At 70.8% G+C, this 18,427-nt stretch carries 17 protein-coding genes; 8 read left to right on the plus strand and 9 right to left on the minus strand.

Going from position 1 to position 18,427, the window contains the following annotated elements:
- Positions 1-294: 294 nt before the first annotated feature.
- Positions 295-2,022: a DEDD exonuclease domain-containing protein gene (locus ACGFIB_RS02195; RefSeq protein ID WP_393367901.1), complete on the plus strand. Its 1,728-nt coding sequence runs from the start codon at positions 295-297 to the stop codon at positions 2,020-2,022.
- Positions 2,023-2,090: 68 nt separating this feature from the next.
- Positions 2,091-2,378, plus strand: coding sequence for an Lrp/AsnC family transcriptional regulator (locus tag ACGFIB_RS02200; protein ID WP_142568447.1), 288 nt, complete (start codon positions 2,091-2,093; stop codon positions 2,376-2,378).
- A 152-nt stretch (positions 2,379-2,530) separates the two neighbouring features.
- Here ACGFIB_RS02200 and ACGFIB_RS02205 read toward each other — a convergent pair whose 3' ends face one another.
- The 3 genes from ACGFIB_RS02205 to ACGFIB_RS02215 all read right to left on the minus strand — a co-directional run bounded on the left by ACGFIB_RS02205 (position 2,531) and on the right by ACGFIB_RS02215 (position 5,445).
- Positions 2,531-3,343, minus strand: coding sequence for a sensor histidine kinase (locus tag ACGFIB_RS02205; RefSeq protein WP_393367903.1), 813 nt, complete (start codon positions 3,341-3,343; stop codon positions 2,531-2,533).
- 98 nt (positions 3,344-3,441) lie between these two features.
- Positions 3,442-4,491 carry an anthranilate phosphoribosyltransferase gene (trpD, locus tag ACGFIB_RS02210; protein WP_357257887.1) on the minus strand — a complete coding sequence of 350 codons (1,050 nt, stop codon included), beginning with the start codon at positions 4,489-4,491 and terminating at the stop codon, positions 3,442-3,444.
- A 558-nt stretch (positions 4,492-5,049) separates the two neighbouring features.
- A complete protein-coding gene (locus ACGFIB_RS02215) occupies positions 5,050-5,445 on the minus strand; it encodes a hypothetical protein (RefSeq protein ID WP_142568444.1) in 396 nt (131 codons plus the stop codon).
- Positions 5,446-5,607: 162 nt separating this feature from the next.
- Between ACGFIB_RS02215 and ctaE the strand changes: the two genes are divergently transcribed.
- The 4 genes from ctaE to qcrB are packed head-to-tail and all read left to right on the plus strand — an operon-like array spanning position 5,608 to position 9,756.
- Positions 5,608-6,225: an aa3-type cytochrome oxidase subunit III gene (gene ctaE, locus ACGFIB_RS02220; protein WP_142568443.1), complete on the plus strand. Its 618-nt coding sequence runs from the start codon at positions 5,608-5,610 to the stop codon at positions 6,223-6,225.
- Between the two features lie 17 nt (positions 6,226-6,242).
- Positions 6,243-7,052 (plus strand): cytochrome bc1 complex diheme cytochrome c subunit, encoded by an 810-nt coding sequence (qcrC, locus tag ACGFIB_RS02225; protein WP_142568442.1) that lies wholly within the window; start codon positions 6,243-6,245, stop codon positions 7,050-7,052.
- Positions 7,049-8,128, plus strand: coding sequence for a cytochrome bc1 complex Rieske iron-sulfur subunit (gene qcrA, locus ACGFIB_RS02230; RefSeq protein ID WP_357239911.1), 1,080 nt, complete (start codon positions 7,049-7,051; stop codon positions 8,126-8,128). The genes qcrC and qcrA overlap by 4 nt, the downstream gene beginning before the upstream one ends.
- The gene (qcrB, locus tag ACGFIB_RS02235; protein ID WP_357239908.1) at positions 8,125-9,756 is read left to right on the plus strand and encodes a cytochrome bc1 complex cytochrome b subunit; all 1,632 of its coding nucleotides are present in this window, start codon (positions 8,125-8,127) and stop codon (positions 9,754-9,756) included. Before qcrA ends, qcrB begins: the two co-directional genes overlap by 4 nt.
- A gap of 101 nt (positions 9,757-9,857) precedes the next feature.
- On the opposite strand, the gene ACGFIB_RS02240 is transcribed toward qcrB, so the two are convergent.
- Positions 9,858-10,511, minus strand: a complete 654-nt coding sequence (locus tag ACGFIB_RS02240; RefSeq protein WP_357239905.1) for a response regulator transcription factor — start codon at positions 10,509-10,511, stop codon at positions 9,858-9,860.
- On the minus strand, positions 10,508-11,782 hold the full coding sequence (locus ACGFIB_RS02245) for a sensor histidine kinase (protein WP_393367907.1): 1,275 nt from the start codon (positions 11,780-11,782) through the stop codon (positions 10,508-10,510). The genes ACGFIB_RS02240 and ACGFIB_RS02245 overlap by 4 nt, the downstream gene beginning before the upstream one ends.
- 80 nt (positions 11,783-11,862) lie before the next feature.
- Here ACGFIB_RS02245 and ACGFIB_RS02250 point away from each other — a divergent pair, with 80 nt between their 5' ends.
- Both ACGFIB_RS02250 and ACGFIB_RS02255 read left to right on the plus strand, forming a co-directional pair.
- Positions 11,863-12,987, plus strand: a complete 1,125-nt coding sequence (locus ACGFIB_RS02250) for an alpha/beta hydrolase (protein WP_393367909.1) — start codon at positions 11,863-11,865, stop codon at positions 12,985-12,987.
- Positions 12,977-14,215, plus strand: coding sequence for an acyltransferase family protein (locus tag ACGFIB_RS02255; RefSeq protein WP_393367911.1), 1,239 nt, complete (start codon positions 12,977-12,979; stop codon positions 14,213-14,215). The genes ACGFIB_RS02250 and ACGFIB_RS02255 overlap by 11 nt, the downstream gene beginning before the upstream one ends.
- On the opposite strand, the gene ACGFIB_RS02260 is transcribed toward ACGFIB_RS02255, so the two are convergent.
- The 4 genes from ACGFIB_RS02260 to ctaC form a co-directional block, all read right to left on the minus strand.
- A complete protein-coding gene (locus tag ACGFIB_RS02260) occupies positions 14,172-15,344 on the minus strand; it encodes a L,D-transpeptidase (RefSeq protein WP_142568436.1) in 1,173 nt (390 codons plus the stop codon). The two genes, ACGFIB_RS02255 and ACGFIB_RS02260, sit on opposite strands and share 44 nt — an antisense overlap.
- Positions 15,345-15,484: 140 nt before the next feature.
- Positions 15,485-15,880, minus strand: coding sequence for a cytochrome c oxidase subunit 4 (locus ACGFIB_RS02265; RefSeq protein WP_142568435.1), 396 nt, complete (start codon positions 15,878-15,880; stop codon positions 15,485-15,487).
- Positions 15,877-17,541 (minus strand): aa3-type cytochrome oxidase subunit I, encoded by a 1,665-nt coding sequence (gene ctaD, locus ACGFIB_RS02270; RefSeq protein ID WP_229689635.1) that lies wholly within the window; start codon positions 17,539-17,541, stop codon positions 15,877-15,879. Before ctaD ends, ACGFIB_RS02265 begins: the two co-directional genes overlap by 4 nt.
- Positions 17,538-18,368, minus strand: a complete 831-nt coding sequence (gene ctaC, locus ACGFIB_RS02275) for an aa3-type cytochrome oxidase subunit II (RefSeq protein WP_435822317.1) — start codon at positions 18,366-18,368, stop codon at positions 17,538-17,540. Before ctaC ends, ctaD begins: the two co-directional genes overlap by 4 nt.
- Between the last annotated feature and the right edge of the window lie 59 nt (positions 18,369-18,427).

Here is an 18,427-nt window from a genome sequence, read left to right on the forward strand (position 1 = left end):
TGTCGCCCCCGGGTGCGAGAAGGTCCCGATGCCCGCCGCCCGCGAGGCCCGGCCTCGCGGCGCGCTCACCAGACCGCCCTCACACGGCAAGATCTGCGAGACACTCCCCTGTCCATGTCTTCTTTTAAGGGTACGACCGTCGCACCGTGTCCATGTCGGGTTCATGATCTGTCACCGGGCCTCGCACCGGCGGGGCCGGGCGAGGCGCCCGCGACACCCCCTCCGCCCACCTGACCGTCGCTTTGCCTCCACCGGGGGCGGGGGCGGTAATTGTCGGTCGGGACTTCTATGGTCATGGGCGTGGATGCGGTACAGGGCACGCTGGACGAGCTCGGCACTCCCCTCCGGGAGGTGACGTTCGTCGTCTTCGACCTGGAGACCACCGGCGGGTCCGCCGCGGAGCACGCCATCACGGAGATCGGCGCGGTGAAGGTGCGCGGCGGCGAGGTGATCGGCGAGTTCGCCACGCTGGTCGACCCCGGGGGCCCGATCCCGCCGTTCATCTCCGTGCTGACCGGCATCACCGACGCGATGGTCGTGGCCGCGCCGAAGTTCTCCGAGGTGCTGCCGAGTTTTCTGGAGTTCGTCGCCGGGGCGGCGCTCGTGGCGCACAACGCGCCGTTCGACATGTCGTTCCTGAAGGCGGCGTGCCAGGTCAACGGCTACCCGCCCCCGGCCAACCCGGTGGTGGACACGGCCGACCTCGCGCGCCGCGTGCTGACCCGCGACGAGACCCCCAACTGCAAGCTGGCCACCCTCGCGCGGGTCTTCCGAAGTTCCACCGAGCCCTGCCACCGGGCGCTCGCCGACGCGAAGGCCACGGTCGACGTGCTGCACGGCCTCATCGCGCGGGTCGGGTCGCTCGGCGTGCACACGCTGGAAGACCTGCGCGGCTTCGTTCGCGCCCCCACCCCGGAGCAGCAGCGCAAACGCCACCTCGCCGAGGGGGTGCCCGGCGCGCCCGGCGTCTACGTCTTCGAGGACGACAGGGGCGAGGCGCTCTACATCGGGAAGAGCTCCAACCTGCGCAACCGCGTGCGCAGCTACTTCACCGCGAGCGAGACCCGCTCGCGCATCCGCGAGATGGTCGGCATCGCCGAGCGGGTCAGGACGATCGTCTGCGCCACCGCGCTGGAGGCGGAGATCCGCGAACTGCGGATGATCGGGGTGACCAAGCCGCGCTACAACAGACGGTCCCGCTTCCCCGAGCGGGTGGTCTGGCTCAAGCTGACCGACGAGGCGTTCCCCCGGCTCAGCGTGGTGCGCGAGGTGAAGGACGACGGCGCGGCCTACCTCGGCCCGTTCGGCAGCAGCCGCACCGCCGACGACGCGCGGACCGCCATGCACGAGGCGCTGCCGCTGCGTCAGTGCACCGAGCGGCTGTCGGCCCGGGTGCGGCGCCCGGCCTGCGCGCTCGCCGAGATCGGCCGGTGCGGCGCGCCCTGCGAGGGCCGCGAGAGCGAGGAGAGCTACGCCGGCCACGTCCGCCGTGCCCGGCACGCGATGGAGCTCGACGCCGAAGCGGTCTTCTCCGCGATGGAGGCGCGCATGAGCCGTCTGTCGGCCGAGCAGCGATACGAGGAGGCGGCCGTCGACCGGGACCGGCTCGCGGCCTACGTCAGGACCGCCGCGCGCATGCAGCGCCTGCGCTCGCTGACCGGCATTCCGCAGATGGTCGCGGCCAGCCCGGCCTTCGACGGGGGCTGGGACATCCACGTCATCCGGCACGGCAGGCTCGCCGCGGCCGGCGTGATGCCCCGGGGCGCCCACCCCACGCCGTACGTGGACGCGCTGGTCGCCACGGCGGAGACGGTCCTGCCCGGTCCCGGCCCCACCCCGGCCGCCAGCGCCGAGGAGACCGAGTGCGTGCTGCGCTGGCTCGACTCCCCCGGCGTGCGCCTCGTTCAGGTCGACGGCACCTGGAGCCTCCCCGCGTACGGCGCGGGGCGGCTGATCGAGCGCATCGAGCGCGCCTACCGGCACCAGCGGAGTGACCGCCGTGAGGGACGGCCTCTGCGGTGACGCGGCGGGGGTGGCACTAAGGTCGGGGGCGACAGACCCCGAGCCGCGAGACAGCAGGAGAGACGCGAATGGTCACCGCGATCGTCCACATCAAGGCGGACGTCGACAAGATCCCCGAGGTCGCCGAGGCCATCGCCGAGATCGAGGGCGTCAGCGAGGTGTACTCGATCACCGGCGAGTTCGACCTGCTGGCCATGGTCAGGGTCGGCCGCTACGACGAGGTGGCCGAGGTCGTGCCCGGCCGCGTCAACAAGGTGCCGGGCGTGCGTCACACCGAGACACACATCGCCTTCCGCACCTACTCACGCCACGACCTGGAGGCGGCCTTCTCCATCGGCCTCGCCGACGCGGACTGACCCCGCCCGGCCGCCCGCACCGCCCGGCCGCCCGCACCGAGAGCCGGGCGGAGCGCGGTCAGGCAGGGCACCACAGCCCAGGCCGAGCGCGACGGACCAGGCAGAGCGGAGCGGGCAAGACAGAGCGGAGCGGGCAAGACAGGGCGCGGGGATCAGGCCGGACGCAGCAGCCGGACGCGGACCTCGAACCCGCCGGGAAGCGGACGCGCGGCGACCGAGCCGCCGAACAGCGCCGTGCGCTCCCAGGTGCCGACGAGCCGGTCGCGGGGGATCCCGTCGTCGTGAACGACGACCTCGACAACGGCGGGCAGCCACCGCAGCGTGACCGTCGCCGTGCGGGCCGTGCCGTACCACAGGGCGTTGCCCAGCACCTGCTCCACGATGCGGTATGCCGTCAGCTCCAGCGTGGGGCCACTCCCCCGCTCACCGGCCTCGCCGAGCTCGGCGAACGAGACGGCGAGCCCGCTCGCGCGGAAGTCGTCGATCATCCCGGGCAGGTCGCCCAGGCCCGGCTGGGCGCCGCGGCGCCGCCCGTCCGAGCACAGCAGAACCATCATGCGGCGCAGGTCGGACAGGACCCGGCGGCCCGACTCCTCCGCCTCGCGGAAGGTCCGCCGGGCCCGTTCCGGGTCCTTGTCCATGATCACCCGGCCTGCTCCCACACCCAGCGTCATCACGCTCAGGTCGTGGGCCACCAGGTCGTGCAGTTCCGAGGCGATCCGCAGGCGCTCCCAGACGGCGTCGTCCTCCGCGTCGGGGGGAACGGGGCGCCCGGGCCATGCGCCGTCCCCGCCCTCCGCCCGGACCTGCCGGTCGCTCCTGCCGCGGTCCCGTCCCGGGAAGGCCGAGCCGGGGCGAGAACCGGCCGAGGACGCACCGCGGACGCCGGCGGCGAGTACGGCCATCCCGCCGCGGGCCAACGCGGCCCATCGGCGGACGACGCGAAGGGCGAACAGACGCATCATGGCGGGAACGGTACGGCTCAGGCCGAACCATTCACGTCCCCATCAAGGCGGACGCCTGATCCGTCCAGCGGTGGAGGCGATCCGGATCAGGAGCCCGATCAGGCCTTACCGCCGAGCGTGCGGCTGATCTCGATCCAGCGCTCCAGGGTCTGCGCGGCTCTGCCCGAGTCGACCGCCTCGGCCGCGCGGTCGTACGCCACGCGCAGGTCGCCCGCCAGGTCGTCGCCGGGACCGTCGTAGGCGACCAGGCCGGCCGCCGCGTTCAGCAGCACCGCGTCGCGCACCGGCCCCGTCGCGCCGCGCAGCAGGTCGCGCACCGCCGCCGCGTTGAACTCGACGTCGCCGCCTCGCAGATCGTCCGGCTGGGAGCGGGGAATGCCGAGGTCGGCCGGGTCGAGCGTCGTCTGGGTCGCGGTGCCGTCCCGGACGACGAAGACCGTCGACGGGGCCGCGGTGGACAGTTCGTCCAGGCCGTCGTCGCCGCGGAAGACCAGCGCCGACACGCCGCGCTCGGCGAACACCCCGGCCATGACCGGCAGCATGCGCGCATCGAACACGCCGATGGCCTGGGCGGCCGGGCGCGCCGGGTTGGCCAGCGGCCCGAGGAAGTTGAACACCGTCGGCACGCCGATCTCCTTGCGCGGCGGGCCGGTGAAGCGCAGCGCGGGGTGGTAGACGGGCGCGAAGCAGAAGGCGATACCCGCCTCAACCGCGACCCTGGCGGTGGTCTCCGGCGACAGGTCGAGGGCGACGCCCAGGTGCTCGAGCACGTCGGCCGCGCCGCACAGCGAGGAGGCGGCCCGGTTGCCGTGCTTGACGACCCGGGCTCCGGCCGCCGCCGCGACGATCGCGGCCATCGTCGAGACGTTGACGGTGTGCGCCCGGTCGCCGCCGGTGCCGACGATGTCGACCACCGGCCCCTCGACCGTGAGCGGGGTGGCGCGCTCGAACATGGTGCGGACGAGGCCCGTCACCTCGGCGACGGTCTCGCCCTTGGCCCGCAGGGCGACGGCGAAGGCGGCGATCTGCGCCGGGGTGGCCGACCCCGACATGATCTCCCCCATCACCCAGGCCGTCTCGTCGGCCGTCAGGTTCACACCCGCGAGCAGGGCGTTCAGCGTGGAGGGCCAGGTGGTGCGCGTGTCCATGGTGGGCTCCGCGGGATTCGATGTGGGGTCGGGTCGGCGGTTCGGTGTCGCTGGGCGGCGTCGGCGGTTCGGTACGGGTTGGGCGGCGTCGGCGTGCCCGGGGTGAGGCGACGGCCCGATGACCCCGGGCCGGTGTGAGTCGCGAGTCAGTGAGTCGGGTGAGTCCGGTGAGTCAGATGAGTCAAATGAGTCCGGTGAGTCGGTGACGCGGGTGCCCCCGCCTCGGCCACGTGGGCCGGTGCGGTGACACGTGGGCCCCGGACCGGAGGCGACGGCGCCCGGCGTCGGTGCGCGCCCGGTGCCGCTCCGCACGGCTCCAGGACGCAAGGTTCCAGGAGCCGAGTTGCCAGGACCCGAGGTGCCGGAACCCGAGGTGCCAGGACCCAAGATTCCCGGGCCCCGAGGTTGCAGGCCTCAAGGTCCAGGCCCAGGTTCGGGCTTCCAGGTTCGGGCTTCCAGGTTCGGGGCCCGGCGCTGACGCGCCCGGCTTGATGCGTCCAGGTCAGTGCGCCCGGATCGGTGCGCCCAGCTCAGTGCGCCCGGATCGGTGTGCCCAGCTCAGTGCGCCCGGGTGAGGCTGAGGCGGCGCCGCATGAGATCAGCCACGGCCTCGGCGAAGACGACGGGGTCGATGGGCTGTGCGACGACGGCGTCGGCGCGGGACCAGTTGGCCAGCCACCGGTCGTCCCTGCGGGCGATGAGCAGCAGAATCGGCGGGCAGTTGTGCACCTCGTCCTTGGCCTGCCGGCTCACCCCCATGCCGCCGGCCGGCTGCGCCTCGCCGTCGAGGACGGCCACGTCGATGTCGCCGGAGTCGAGGTGCTTGATCACGGCCGGCTGGGTCGCGCACTCGACGATCTCGACGAGGGGCACGTCAGCGGCGGGGCGCCGCCCGATGGCCAGGCGCACCTTCTCGCGGGTGCCTGCGTCGTCGCTGTAGACGAGAACCCTCATTTCACGCTCACTGTCGAATCGCGGGGTATGGTCATCGTGATGCTACCGGCGCGGCTGCAGGACTCGCAGCCCCGGGGCGATTGGCATGACATGCCCGTTTCGTAGGCGCGTATGAACCCTAGCGGGGGGTCGTGGGGCGACCCGACCTGGGGAGCCGCAATAATGCTGGGCGTGGCGACAGCATCCGCAATTACTACGACGACGAGACCGCACGGGTCCAGCCGGCCGAACCTGGTTCAGGTCGGGACCATCGTGTGGTTGTCCTCTGAGCTCATGTTCTTCGCGGCGCTGTTCGCGATGTACTTCACCATCCGGTCGGTCAGCCTTGGGCAGGGCACGCACTGGCCCGAGGCGGACCTCAACGTCCCGTTCGCGACCTTCAACACGACCGTCCTGGTCCTCTCGAGCGTCACATGCCAGCTGGGCGTGTGGGCTGTCGAGAAAGGCCAGGTCAAGAAGCTGCGATTTTGGTATCTCGTAAGCTTCTTGATGGGTGCGTTCTTCGTGGGCGGGCAGCTCTGGGAGTACGGGCACCTGGCGGAGGAGGGTCACGTCCTGTCCCACTCCCCGTACGACTCGGTGTTCTACCTGACCACGGGCTTCCATGGCTTGCACGTGACGGGTGGTCTGATCGCGTTCCTGTTCATCCTGGGACGTACGTACGCCGCGAAGCGCTTGACGTATGAGCAGCAGACCAGCGCGATCGTCGTGTCCTACTACTGGCACTTCGTCGACGTGGTCTGGATCGGCCTTTTCGCGACCATCTACATCATCAAATGATCGGAACGGGGATTTCGGTGAACTCCATCACCGCCCGACGGCGCCATCCCCTCGCGCGAGTCGCCGTCCTGGCACTCGCGCTGGGCCTGCTCGGCGGCGGCTACGCGCTCGCGGCGCCGAACGGCAGCACCGCGGACGCCGCGATCGCGTCCGGCAAGGCCGACGACGTGGCGCAGGGCAAGAGCCTCTTCGTGGCGCACTGCGCGAGCTGCCACGGGTTGAACGCCGAGGGCACCAAGAAGGCTCCGACGCTCATCGGCGTCGGAGCCGCCGCCGTGAACTTCCAGGTGAGCAGCGGCCGTATGCCCGCCGCCGACGCCGGCCCCCAGGCTCCGCGCAAGCCGCGCGCCGAGTGGGCGACCGACCAGGCCGTCGACCAGCTCGCGGCGTACGTCCAGTCGCTGGGCGGCGGCCCGACGGTGCCCGGCGCCGAGCAGGTCGACCCGGCCAAGGGCGACCCGGCCAAGGGCGGCGAGCTCTTCCGCGCCAACTGCATCCAGTGCCACAACTTCGTGGGCGCAGGCGGCGCGCTGACCTACGGCAAGTACGCGCCGCCGCTGAACCCGGCGACGCCGACGCAGATCTACGAGGCGATGGCCACCGGCCCGCAGGCGATGCCGGTGTTCAACGACTCGACCATCACGCCCGAGCAGAAGCGTGACATGATCGCGTACATCACCCACGTGCGGTCGCAGGTCGACCCGGGCGGTTCGGGACTGGGCCGTATCGGCCCCGTCACCGAGGGCCTTGTAGCGTGGGTCGTGGGTCTCAGCCTCCTGGTCCTGGCCTCCATCTGGATCACAGCGAAGAAGCGGCGTGCGGCATGACAGAGCAGAACGAGTACCCCGAGAGCAGCCGCGTGCCGACGCGCGTCCTCGGCACGCCGCCCGCAGACGCGCCGATCGTCGACAGCGACCCGATCCACGCGCCCGAGGGTGTTCCCGGCGTGATCCCGCAGGACCCCGTCAAGGCCCGCAAGGCCGAGCGCCTCGTCGCACTGCTGTTCCTGATCACCTTCCTGGCCGGGGCCGGCTTCATCGCCTCGTACGTGATCTTCCAGGTCGGTACGATCGACAGGACGGCGACGTCGAACTACACGCTCGGCGGCACCCTGGCCCTGGCCCTGCTCGCGCTGGCCGCGGGCCTCACGGTCTGGGTTCGGCAGATCATGCCGAAGTACAACCTCGTCCAGGAGCGCCACGAGATGCGCTCCGACGACGAAGCGCGTGAGTACGTCGGGGAGACCTTCCTCCAGGGCGCCGACGAGAGCGGGTTCGTCAAGCACCGGCTGCTGCGCCGCACGCTGCTGCTGGCCGCCGCTCCGCTGGGCCTGGCCCCGCTGGTGCTGCTGAAGGACCTCGGCCCGCTCCCCGGGACCGCGCTCAGGCACACCGTCTGGGGCGAGCCCACCAAGGACGGCAAGCCGCGGCGCCTCATGGTCGAGGGCAGCGACCAGCCGATCCGCGCGGCGGACTTCAACTCGCCGGGCGGCATCCTCTCCGTGGTCCCCGAGGGCTACGAGGAGGACCTGAACGCGCTGGCCAAGGCGACGCTGATCCTGCTCAAGTTCCGTCCGGAGGAGCTCAAGTCCGGCACGAACCTGAACTGGACGCACGACGGCATCGTCGCCTACTCCAAGATCTGCACCCACGTGGGCTGCCCGGCGGCTCTCTACGAGCAGACGACGCACCACATCCTCTGCCCGTGCCACCAGTCGACCTTCGACGCGTCGGACGGGGCCAGGGTCGTCTTCGGCCCCGCCGCCCGGCCGCTGCCGCAGCTCCCCATCGGAATCGACGAGGAGGGCTACCTCGTCGCGAAGTCCGACTTCAAGGTCCCCGTCGGTCCCAGCTTCTGGGAGCGTGGCGACGCTGAAGCGGAAGCTAGGGAGAACGCATCATGAACGCTCCCCCGAAAGCCATTTCCGGCGTATCGACCTTCGTCGACGACCGCATCGGCGCGGGGAACTTCCTCAAGCGCAACCTGAGGAAGATCTTCCCCGACCACTGGTCGTTCCTCCTGGGGGAGATCGCGCTCTACTCGTTCATCATCCTGCTGCTGACCGGTACGTTCCTGACGTTCTGGTTCAAGCCGAGCATGGGCGAGGTCACGTACACGGGCAACTACGCCCCGCTGTACGGCGTGAGGATGTCAGAGGCCTACGCCTCGGCGCTGCACATCAGCTTCGACGTCCGCGGCGGTCTGCTGATGCGGCAGATCCACCACTGGGCGGCGCTGCTGTTCGTGGGCGGCATGACGGTGCACATGCTCCGGGTCTTCTTCACCGGCGCGTACCGCAAGCCGCGCGAGCTCAACTGGATCATCGGCATCCTCCTGCTCTCGCTGGCGCTCCTTGAGGGCCTCACCGGATACTCCCTCCCCGACGACCTGCTCTCCGGCGCGGGTCTGCGGATCACCCAGGGCGTCGCCCAGTCGATCCCGATCGTGGGCACCTACGTCTCGTTCTTCCTGTTCGGCGGCGAGTATCCGGGCCACGACGTCATCTCGCGGTTCTACTCGATCCACATCCTGCTGCTCCCGGGCATCCTGCTCGCGCTCGTCTCGGCCCACATGATCCTCATGTGGGTGCAGAAGCACACGCAGATGCCGGGCAAGAACAGGACCGACAAGAACGTGGTGGGCGCTCCGTTCTACCCGGCCTTCATGATCAAGGCGGGCGCGTTCTTCCTGTTCACGTTCGGCGTCATCGCGCTGCTCGGCACCTTCGCCCAGATCAACCCGATCTGGCTGTTCGGGCCGTACACACCGGCGGACATCTCGGCCGGCTCCCAGCCCGACTGGTACATGGGCTTCCTGGAGGGCGCGCTCCGCCTCATGCCGTCGTGGGAGATCAACTTCCTCGACCACACGGTGACGTTCAGCGTGCTGATCCCGGCGCTGGTGCCGCTGGGCCTCGTCATGACGGGCCTGGCGCTGTACCCGTTCCTGGAGCAGTGGATCACGGGCGACCGCCGCGAGCACCACATCGCCGACCGGCCGCGCAACAACCCGCACCGCACGGCCATCGGCATCTCGGGCATGACGTTCTACGGCATCCTGTGGCTGCTGGGCGCCAACGACGAGATCTCGGCGAACTTCCACGTCGACCTGTACACCACGACCTGGTTCGGACGATTCGCCATCTTCATCGGCCCGGCCATCGCGTACTGGATCACCTACCGGATGTGCATCGGCCTCCAGCGCAAGGACGCCGAGGTGCTGTCCCACGGCGTGGAGTCCGGCGTCATCAAGCGGATGCCGAACGGCCAGTACATCGAGGTCCACACGCCGCCGGCGGAGGACATCGCCGCGCACATCCGCGGCAAGCAGGAGATCCCGGTTCTCGAAAGCGCCGAGGACGGCGAGGGCATCCCGCCCAAGGGCGCCCGCAGCGCGATCGGCCGGCTCCGCGCCAAGATGAGTGAGGCGTACGGAACCGACCGGGTCCCGCTGACCGACGGCCACCACGAGGAGGCCCACGAAGAGGAGCACGCGGGCGTCGGCGCCGGCGACCGCAAGGAGCTCCACTGACGGGCACCTGACCGACCGGCACGAAGCGGCCCGGCAGGGGGAACCACTCCCCCGGCCGGGCCGCTGTGTTTCCCGCTTCGCTCATCGGGGCGCTCTGCCGCTCAGACGGCCGGTGACACGAGGCCCGTCTCGTAGGCGATGATGACGAGCCGCACGCGGTCGCGGGCGCCGAGCTTGGCGAGCAGCCGCGTCACGTACGTCTTGACGGTGGCGGCGCTGATGAACAGCTCGGCGGCGATCTCCGCGTTGGACAGGCCGCGCCCGACGAGGGTCAGCACCTCGGCCTCCCGCTCGGTGAGCCCTGTGGCGCGCGGAGGCCGCGGGCCGGGCGCGGGACGGCCCGCGAACTCCTCGATCAGCCGGCGGGTCACGCGCGGGGCGATCAGGGCCTCACCGGCGGCGACCACCCGGATGGCGGCGAGGATGTCGTCCAAGGCCATGTCCTTGACGAGGAACCCGGACGCCCCGGCGCGCAGCGCGCCGTAGACGTACTCGTCGTCGTCGAAGGTCGTCAGGACGAGGACCTGGGCGCCACAGCCCGCGGTGATCAGCCGGGTGGCCTCGATGCCGTCCATGCCGGGCATGCGGATGTCCATCACCACGACGTCGGGCTCGACGTCCTCCGCCATCCGCACCGCCTCCGCGCCGGTGCCCGCCTCCCCGGCCAGGTCGAGGCCGGGCGCGTCGGCGATCACCATCCGCAGGGCGGCGCGGACCAGCGGCTGGTCGTCGGCGAGCAGCACCCGGACGGTCATCGCACTCCCGTGGGCACGGGCAGCCGGGCCTCAACCCGGAAGCCTCCCCCGGGACGCGGCCCGGCGGCGAAGGTTCCGTGCAGGACGCCGACCCGCTCGCGCATCCCGATCAGGCCGTAACCTCCTTCGGCGTCACCGCCGCGCCCGTCGTCGAGAACCTCGATGCGCACCTCGTCGTCCCGGTAGCCGATCGACACCCGGCACGATGTCGTGCCGGCGTGACGCACCACGTTGGTGACGGCCTCCTGGACGATGCGGTAGGCCGACACGTCGATCTCCGGCGGCAGTGGACGAGGCTCCCCCGACCGGCGCACGTCGACCCGTACGCCCGCCTGCGTTATCGTGGCGGCCAGCCGGTCAAGGTCGGCGAGCCCGAGCCCCGACTCCCGATGCCCAGGCTCCGGATGTCCCGGCTGTGGATGCCCCGGTTCCATGGGCGCCGGCTCCGTGGGCGCCGGCTCCAGCGGCACGGGCGGCGCCATACGGCCCTGCTCGGGGCCGCGCAGCCCGCCGAGCATCCGGCGCAGCCCGGAAAGCGTCTGCCGACCGGCCGTCTCGATCTCCCCGAGCGCGTCACGTGCCCGATCCGGCTGGGTGTCGATGACCCGCCGGGCCGCGCCGGCCTGGAGCGCGATGACGCCGATGCTGTGGGCGACCATGTCGTGCAGCTCACGGGCGATTCTGAGCCGCTCGTCGGTGACCGCCTGGGTCGCCGCGCGGACGCGCAGTTCCTCGGCGTGCTCGCGAGACTCACGCACCGAGTTGCCGAGGAGCCAGGCGATGACGGTCGTCAGGGCCACGGCCGTCTCGGACGACGTCGTGATCGGCCACCCGCATATCAGCCGCACCGCCAGGTAGCCGCCCAGCACGGCGAGGGCCAGGAGAACGGCGACGACACCGGTCGCGCGCGGCCGTCCGGCGGCGATGAAGAACACCGCGACCTCGGCCGCGAGGAACTGAGGCAGCGGGATCTCCGCCACGCCCAAGGGCATCGTCCCGAGAGCGGACGCGGCGAGCAGCAGGACCAGAGCCCACAGCGGGCGGCGGCGCAGCAGGGCACCTCCGGCCAGCGCCAGCGCGGTGGCCACCGCCATGTCGACCTGGCCGTCCCAGCGGAAGAACTGCGCCGCCGGCCGGGCGGCGGGGTACCACTCGCCGGGAAGTTGCAGCCGCAGCAGGAACGTGAACGCCATGCCGCCACACCAGGCGAGGACCACCCAGGCCCCGGGCGGCAGCCGCTTCAGAAGCGGACTCGGAGGTGCGACCTGCATGATCAGAGCGTAACCGGGCGTCCCTTTTGCAGGCATCCGACCAGGGGTCTACATCCCCGGTCTGACCGGTGCCGCGGTGAATGTCCCTGGTGGTCCGATGCGGCGCGGACGCGCCGCACGGCACCGTGGACCGGGTGATCGACACCCCACAGCCGACGGGCGTCCACGACCGTCCACCGGCGCCGCTCCCCCTCCCCCGCGGCGGCACGGGCGCACGCAGCGGCCCGCTCGCACCCGCTCACCCCAGCCCCGCCGGGAGCCGCCTACGCCGGAGCCTGCTCTCCGCACTCGTCGCCGCCGCGCTCGCCGTCCCGGTGACCGGCGCGGCACGTCCCGAGGCGGTCGCCGCGCCCGTCCCGCCTCCCCTCGCCCCGCTGCGCGCCCTGACCGCCGTGAGCCTGGCCGAGCGGTACGCCGCGAGCCGCAGCGCGATTGAGGCGGCGATGCGGACCGCTACGGCCGCGGGTCACCGATGGCGGGCCGCGATGCTGCGCGCGATGGCCGGCCCCGACCGGCACTTCCTGTCCTTCGACGGCCGTGACGGCGGCCGGGCCGCCGAGGTGTTCGGCGAGCTGGCGACCGCCGACCGGATCGCGGTGGTCGTCCCCGGCTCCGGCACCAGCCTCGACACGTACGGGCTCCTGCGGGGCGGCTCGATGCGGCTGCGGCGGGCGATCGGCGGCCGGGGGGCCGTCGTCGCCTGGCTCGGATACCGGACCCCGAGCACCGTGAGCCTCCAGGCGCTGACACCCGGCCGCGCGGACGAGGCCGTCCCCGCACTACGCGCCTTCGTCCGCGACCTGGCCCGGCTCAAGCCCGCCGCCCGCATCAGCCTGCTGTGTCACTCGTACGGCGGCGTGCTGTGCGGCCGGGCCGCGCCCGGGCTGAACGTCGCGGACATCGTCCTGTACGGCAGTCCGGGCGCGGGCGTGGACGACGTGGCGGCGATGCGCACCCCTGCGGCCGTGTGGGCCGCACGCGGCGCCGAGGACTGGATCGCCGATCTGCCGCACGTGGCGGTGCGCCTGCCCCTCGCCACGGTCGGGCTCGGGGAGGATCCCATGGATCCCCGGTTCGGCGCCCGGATCTTCGCCGCGGGCGACGGCGGGCACAGCGACTATCTGAAAGACGGATCGCCCGCGCTGGCGAACATCGCCCGGATCGTGTCGGGGCATACTGCGGCCGAGGTGAGCCATGCTTCGTGACCTCGTCCCGCGTCTCAAGGAGGCGGCAGCGGCCCGGCGCGAGCGCCTCTCGGAAACACCGCGCGAGCGCGCCGCGGAGACACCGCGCAACCGCGTCCCGGAGACACCGCGCGACCGTGCCGTCGACGCGCTGCGTGCCCTCGCCATCGTGGGTGTGGTGCTCGGCCACTGGCTGGTGACCGCCCCGGTCGCCGACAGCGGCGTCCTCCGCGTGACCAGCCCGTTGAAGTACATGCCGCAGCTCGCGCCCGTCTCCTGGCTGTTCCAGACCATGGCCGTGTTCTTCTTCGTGGGCGGCCGGGTGGCCGCCGGGAGCCGCGGCCGCGCGCGGGACCGGGGCGTGGGCCACGGACGGTGGGCCGCCGCCCGGATGGCCCGCCTGTTCCGGCCCGTCGTGCCCGTGCTGGGGGTGTGGAGCGCGGCGGCGGTCGCGATGCTCGCCTGGGGCGCCGATCCCGGGACCGTGTATGCGCTGGTCAAACTGGTGTGGTCGCCGATGTGGTTCCTGCTGGTCTTCGCGGCGCTGACGGCGGCGACCCCGCTCGCCGTCCGGCTGCACCCGGTGTGGCCGATCGCCGCCGTCGCGGTGGCCGACCTCGTCAGGTTCGGCCTGAGCGGGCCGTCCTGGATCGGCTGGGTCAACGTGGGGACCGGCTGGCTGGTGCCGTACTGCCTGGGGGCCCTGTGGGCGCGCGGGCGGCTGGACGGCCGGGTGACCGGATGGGCGCTGCTGCTCGGCGGGGCCGCCGCCACCGCCGGTCTCGTCCTGTGGGCCGGCTATCCGGCGTCGATGGTCGGGGTGCCGGGCGCGCCGGTCTCCAACCAGTCCCCGCCCACGCTTGCGGCCGTAGCGTTCGGGCTGGCCCAGTGCGGGGCCGCCCTGGTGCTGTCCGGGCCGTTGCGGCGGGTGCTGCGCCGTCCCGCCGCCTGGGCGCTCGTGGCGGCCGCCAACCTCTGCGCGATGACGATCTTCCTGTGGCACCAGACCGCCATGATCGCGGTCACGGCGGCGGCCCTGCGGCTCGCGGGCGGGGCACTGCCCGGCCTGCACACCGTCCCCGGCGATCCCGGCTGGGTGGCCGCCCGGCTGGCGTGGCTGCCGGCGTTCGTGGCGGCCCTGGCCGTGTGCGTGGCGGCCTTCCGCCGCCACGAGACGCGCCGCCCGGCCGGTGGCGGAAAGCCGCTCAGAGGGCCTCGGCGGGAGCGGCACGCAGGCGGCTCCGCTTGAGCCAGGCCGGCCAGGAGTCCTGCCAGTAGCTCCAGCCGTTGGTCGCCTCCAGCCTGCGCGGCGTTCCGGTCACGACGATCGGGTCGCCGATCAGTGTGTTGTTCTTGAACCACTTGGCGTTCTCCGGGCTGACGTTCACGCAGCCGTGGCTGACGTTGGAGTTGCCCTGGTCGCCGACGGACCACGGAGCGCCGTGGACGTACTCGCCGGTGTTGGAGATGCGGACGCTGTTGTACACGGTCGTCTCGTAGTAGCCGGACTGCCCCGGCGAGGCGTCCGGAGACGTCATGACCGTGACGTCCTCCCTGGACATCGCCACGTGGATCCCGCTGGTGGTGTGGTGGCGGAGCACGCCGCCCATGCCCGCGCTGATCGGCATGTTCTTGATCTGCTTGCCGTCCCGCTCGATCTTCATGTAGTGGGTCTGGGTGTTGGCGACGCTGATCTGCGAACGGCCGATCTCGAAGTCCCGCACGTAGTCCTGCTTGCCGTACATGCCCTCGCCGCCCCTGATGCCGGCCATGAGTGCGGTGACGCGGACCTTGGTGTGCGTCGGCCAGTACTTCTCCGGCCGGAAGACCACGTTCTTGTCGTCGAGCCAGTGCCAGGCGCCGTCGATGGGCTTGGACGCCCGCACGATCAGGTTGCGCTCGACGGACACGCGGTCGCCGATCGGCTTGTCGAAGGTGATGATGATCGGCATGCCGACGCCGACCGTCAGGCCGGTGTCCTGCTTGTTGGGCAGCAAGGTGGAGATGCCGAAGGTCTTGGCGGCCTGTTTCGTGGCGAAGCGTACGGTCCTGGTGGCCGAGCCGCCGGAGCCCGCGGCCGTCGCCTCGACGCTGTAGGCCGTCCCGGGAGCCATGGGACGCTCGCTGCGCCACTGAGTGCGGTCGGGGCTGAAGACGCCCGCCACGGACCGTCCGGCGGCCTGTACGGCCACATGGGTGAGTTTGCCGTTCGCCGCGCCGATCAGGATCGGAAGCTCGGGCGGCAGGTCGGCGGCCCCGTCGAGCGGGCTGATGCTGATCGCCGTCCCCGCGCCTCGATCCTCGTCCCGCCCACCCGAGGTGGAACACCCGGCAACCATCACGAGAAGGGCCAGCGCCCCCGCCCCAGCAGCACGCACGTCCGTCCCCCTAGCGTCGCTTTCAGGGGTTATTCCCGGGTGACGTCCCGTTCGGGCAGTCCAGGGACCGCGTGCCGGCAAAGAACGCGAACGGCCGGTCGGCGAGATCGCCGACCGGCCGCCCAGCGGGGTTCACGCGCTCAGTGCGAGAAGTTGCCCCGGTAGTACTGGAACACGAATCCGATCATGCTCATGACCGTGCAGAACACGCCGATGAAGAACAGCCACCAGCCGATCGCGAAGCCGAAGAACGTCAGCGCGGCCGACAGGCACACGAACAGCGGCCACCAGCTGTGCGGGCTGTAGAAGCCGATCTCGCCCGCGCCGTCGCTGATCTCGGCCTCCTTGTTGTCCTCCGGCTGGTCGCCGATGCGACGCGCGGTGAACAGCAGGTAATAGCCGATCATGAGGGCCAGGCCGACGGAGATCGCCATGGCGGTGGTGCCGGTCGGCTCCTTGGACCAGAACCAATAGACCACGTCCGCGGCGGCGAAGAAGACGCCGCAGAGCAGGAACATCCATCCCTGGATCTTCATCGGGACTCCTCCACCAGCTCCGGCTTGGCGGTGATGTGCGGGTACTTGAGATCGAACGCCGGGCGCTCGGACCGGATCCGCGGCAGCGACACGAAGTTGTGCCGCGGCGGCGGGCAGGAGGTCGCCCACTCGAGCGAGCCGCCGAAGCCCCACGGGTCGTCCACGGTGACCTTGGGCGCCTTACGCCACGTCACCCAGACGTTGTAGAAGAACGGCAGGGTGGACAGGCCCAGCAGGAGCGCGCCGGCCGAGGAGATCATGTTCAGGTCGGTGAAGCCGTCGGCCGCCGAGTAGTCGGCGTACCGGCGGGGGAACCCGATGACGCCCAGCCAGTGCTGCACCAGGAAGGTCAGGTGGAACCCGAAGAACAGCAGCCAGAAGTGGAGCCTGCCGATCTTGTCGTTCAGCATCTTGCCGGTGAACTTGGGCCACCAGAAGTAGAAGCCGGCGAACATCGCGAACACCACGGTGCCGAAGACCACGTAGTGGAAGTGGGCCACGACGAAGTAGGTGTCGCTGATGTGGAAGTCCAGCGGGGGCGAGGCGAGGATGATGCCGGTCAGACCGCCGAACAGGAAGGTCACCAGGAAGCCGACCGCGAACAGCATCGGCGTCTCGAACGAGAGGTGACCTCGCCACATGGTGCCGATCCAGTTGAAGAACTTCACACCGGTCGGCACGGCGATCAGGAACGTCATGAACGAGAAGAACGGCAGCAGCACCTGTCCGGTGACGAACATGTGGTGCGCCCAGACGGTGACCGACAGGCCGGCGATGGCGATGGTCGCGCCGACCAGTCCGACGTACCCGAAGATCGGCTTGCGGCTGAAGACCGGCAGGACCTCGGTGATGATGCCGAAGAACGGCAGCGCGATGATGTAGACCTCGGGGTGGCCGAAGAACCAGAACAGGTGCTGCCACAGCATCGGCCCGCCGGTGGGCGAGTCGAAGATGTGGGCGCCCAGCTTGCGGTCGGCCTCCAGGGCGAGCAGCGCGGCGGCCAGCACCGGGAACGCCAGCAGCACCAGGATGCTGGTCAGCAGGATGTTCCAGGTGAAGATCGGCATCCGGAACATCGTCATGCCGGGGGCCCGCATGGTGAGGATCGTGGTGATGAAGTTCACCGCGCCGAGGATCGTGCCGAGACCGGACAGTGCCAGGCCCATGACCCACAGGTCGCTGCCGAGGCCCGGCGAGGTCACCGCGTTGGACAGCGGCGCGTACGCGGTCCAGCCGAACGACGCGGACCCGTTCGGGGTGAAGAAGCCGGAGACGGCGATCGTGCTGCCGAACAGGTAGAGCCAGTAGCTCACCATGTTCAGCCGCGGGAACGCCACGTCAGGGGCGCCGATCTGCAGCGGCATCAGCTCGTTGGCGAAGCCGGCGAACAGCGGCGTCGCGAACATGAGCAGCATGATCGTGCCGTGCATGGTGAACAGCTGGTTGAACTGCTCGTTCGACACGACCTGCAGCCCCGGCTGCGCGAGCTCGGCCCGCATCACCAGCGCCATGAGGCCGCCGATGAGGAAGAACACGAACGACGTGATCAGGTAGAGATGCCCGATCACCTTGTGGTCGGTCGAGGACAGCCACTTGGCGATGACCGTGCCCTTGGTGTACGGCCGGGCGACGACGCCCGCCGGTTCCTGGATGGCGGTCACTGCGCACTCCCCGCCTGGCTCTTGATGTACTGGTCGAATTCGGCCTGCGGCACGAGCTTCACGGAGAACAGCATCTTGCTGTGGTCGGTGCCGCAGAGCTCGGCGCATCGGCCGACGAAGACACCCGTCTTGTCGAGCGTCGTGATCTCAAACTGGTTGCGTACGTTGCCCGGGAAGACGTCCTGCTTGAACAGGAAGGCCGGCACCCAGAACGAGTGGATGACGTCGGGCGAGTGCAGGTCGAAATGCACCTGGGTGTTGACCGGCAGCACGAGCTGCGGACCCTGCGGGTTCTCCGCGCTCTGCTTGCTGAGGTCGACCGGCACGCCGGCGACGACAGCCTTCTGGCCCTGGTATTCGGTCGTGAAGCGCCAGCTCCACTGGTAGCCCTCGACGGCGACCTTGACCGGGGCGGCCTTGGTGACCCGCGTGATCTCGGTCTCGTCACGGGCCGTGAAGTAGAAGAAGACCGCGACCATGATGACCGGGACCACCGTGTAGAGGATCTCGATCGGCAGGTTGTAGCGCACCTGCGGAGGCAGCTGATCGGGGCTGTTCTTCTTCTTCCGGTGGAAGATGCACGCCCACAGGATCAGTCCCCAGACGACCACGCCGGTGGCGAGAGCCGCGATCCAGCTCCCGTTCCAGAGCGTCTGGACGATGTCGGACTGCTTGGTGACACCTTCCGGCATGCCCCCACGGGACCACTGATCGATCGCCTGGTTGCTACACGCCGTCCCGGACGCCACCAGCAGCGCCAGGGCGGCGGCTCCGGGCAACCGGCGGCGTGCCCACGGTCGCCGTGTCGTACGGCGGGTCGGACTCACGGATCGCCTACCCCACAGATGAAGCCCAGGAGTTCCTCTCCTGGGTGGTTTTTCCAATT

This window comes from Microbispora bryophytorum (assembly GCF_043197435.1).
Classification (GTDB): Bacteria; Actinomycetota; Actinomycetes; order Streptosporangiales; family Streptosporangiaceae; genus Microbispora; species Microbispora bryophytorum.

Excerpts from the sequence above, each read along its gene's own strand:
- qcrA (WP_357239911.1), top strand. The coding sequence starts at position 7,049 with ATGACAGAGCAGAACGAGTACCCCGAGAGCAGCCGCGTGCCGACGCGC.
- ACGFIB_RS02250 (WP_393367909.1), top strand. The coding sequence starts at position 11,863 with ATGTCCCTGGTGGTCCGATGCGGCGCGGACGCGCCGCACGGCACCGTG.
- ACGFIB_RS02265 (WP_142568435.1), bottom strand. The coding sequence starts at position 15,880 with ATGAAGATCCAGGGATGGATGTTCCTGCTCTGCGGCGTCTTCTTCGCC.
- ACGFIB_RS02195 (WP_393367901.1), top strand. The coding sequence starts at position 295 with ATGGGCGTGGATGCGGTACAGGGCACGCTGGACGAGCTCGGCACTCCC.
- ACGFIB_RS02255 (WP_393367911.1), top strand. The coding sequence starts at position 12,977 with ATGCTTCGTGACCTCGTCCCGCGTCTCAAGGAGGCGGCAGCGGCCCGG.
- ACGFIB_RS02200 (WP_142568447.1), top strand. The coding sequence starts at position 2,091 with ATGGTCACCGCGATCGTCCACATCAAGGCGGACGTCGACAAGATCCCC.
- ACGFIB_RS02215 (WP_142568444.1), bottom strand. The coding sequence starts at position 5,445 with ATGAGGGTTCTCGTCTACAGCGACGACGCAGGCACCCGCGAGAAGGTG.
- ACGFIB_RS02245 (WP_393367907.1), bottom strand. The coding sequence starts at position 11,782 with ATGCAGGTCGCACCTCCGAGTCCGCTTCTGAAGCGGCTGCCGCCCGGG.
- ctaE (WP_142568443.1), top strand. The coding sequence starts at position 5,608 with ATGCTGGGCGTGGCGACAGCATCCGCAATTACTACGACGACGAGACCG.
- trpD (WP_357257887.1), bottom strand. The coding sequence starts at position 4,491 with ATGGACACGCGCACCACCTGGCCCTCCACGCTGAACGCCCTGCTCGCG.
- ACGFIB_RS02205 (WP_393367903.1), bottom strand. The coding sequence starts at position 3,343 with ATGATGCGTCTGTTCGCCCTTCGCGTCGTCCGCCGATGGGCCGCGTTG.
- ACGFIB_RS02240 (WP_357239905.1), bottom strand. The coding sequence starts at position 10,511 with ATGACCGTCCGGGTGCTGCTCGCCGACGACCAGCCGCTGGTCCGCGCC.
- qcrB (WP_357239908.1), top strand. The coding sequence starts at position 8,125 with ATGAACGCTCCCCCGAAAGCCATTTCCGGCGTATCGACCTTCGTCGAC.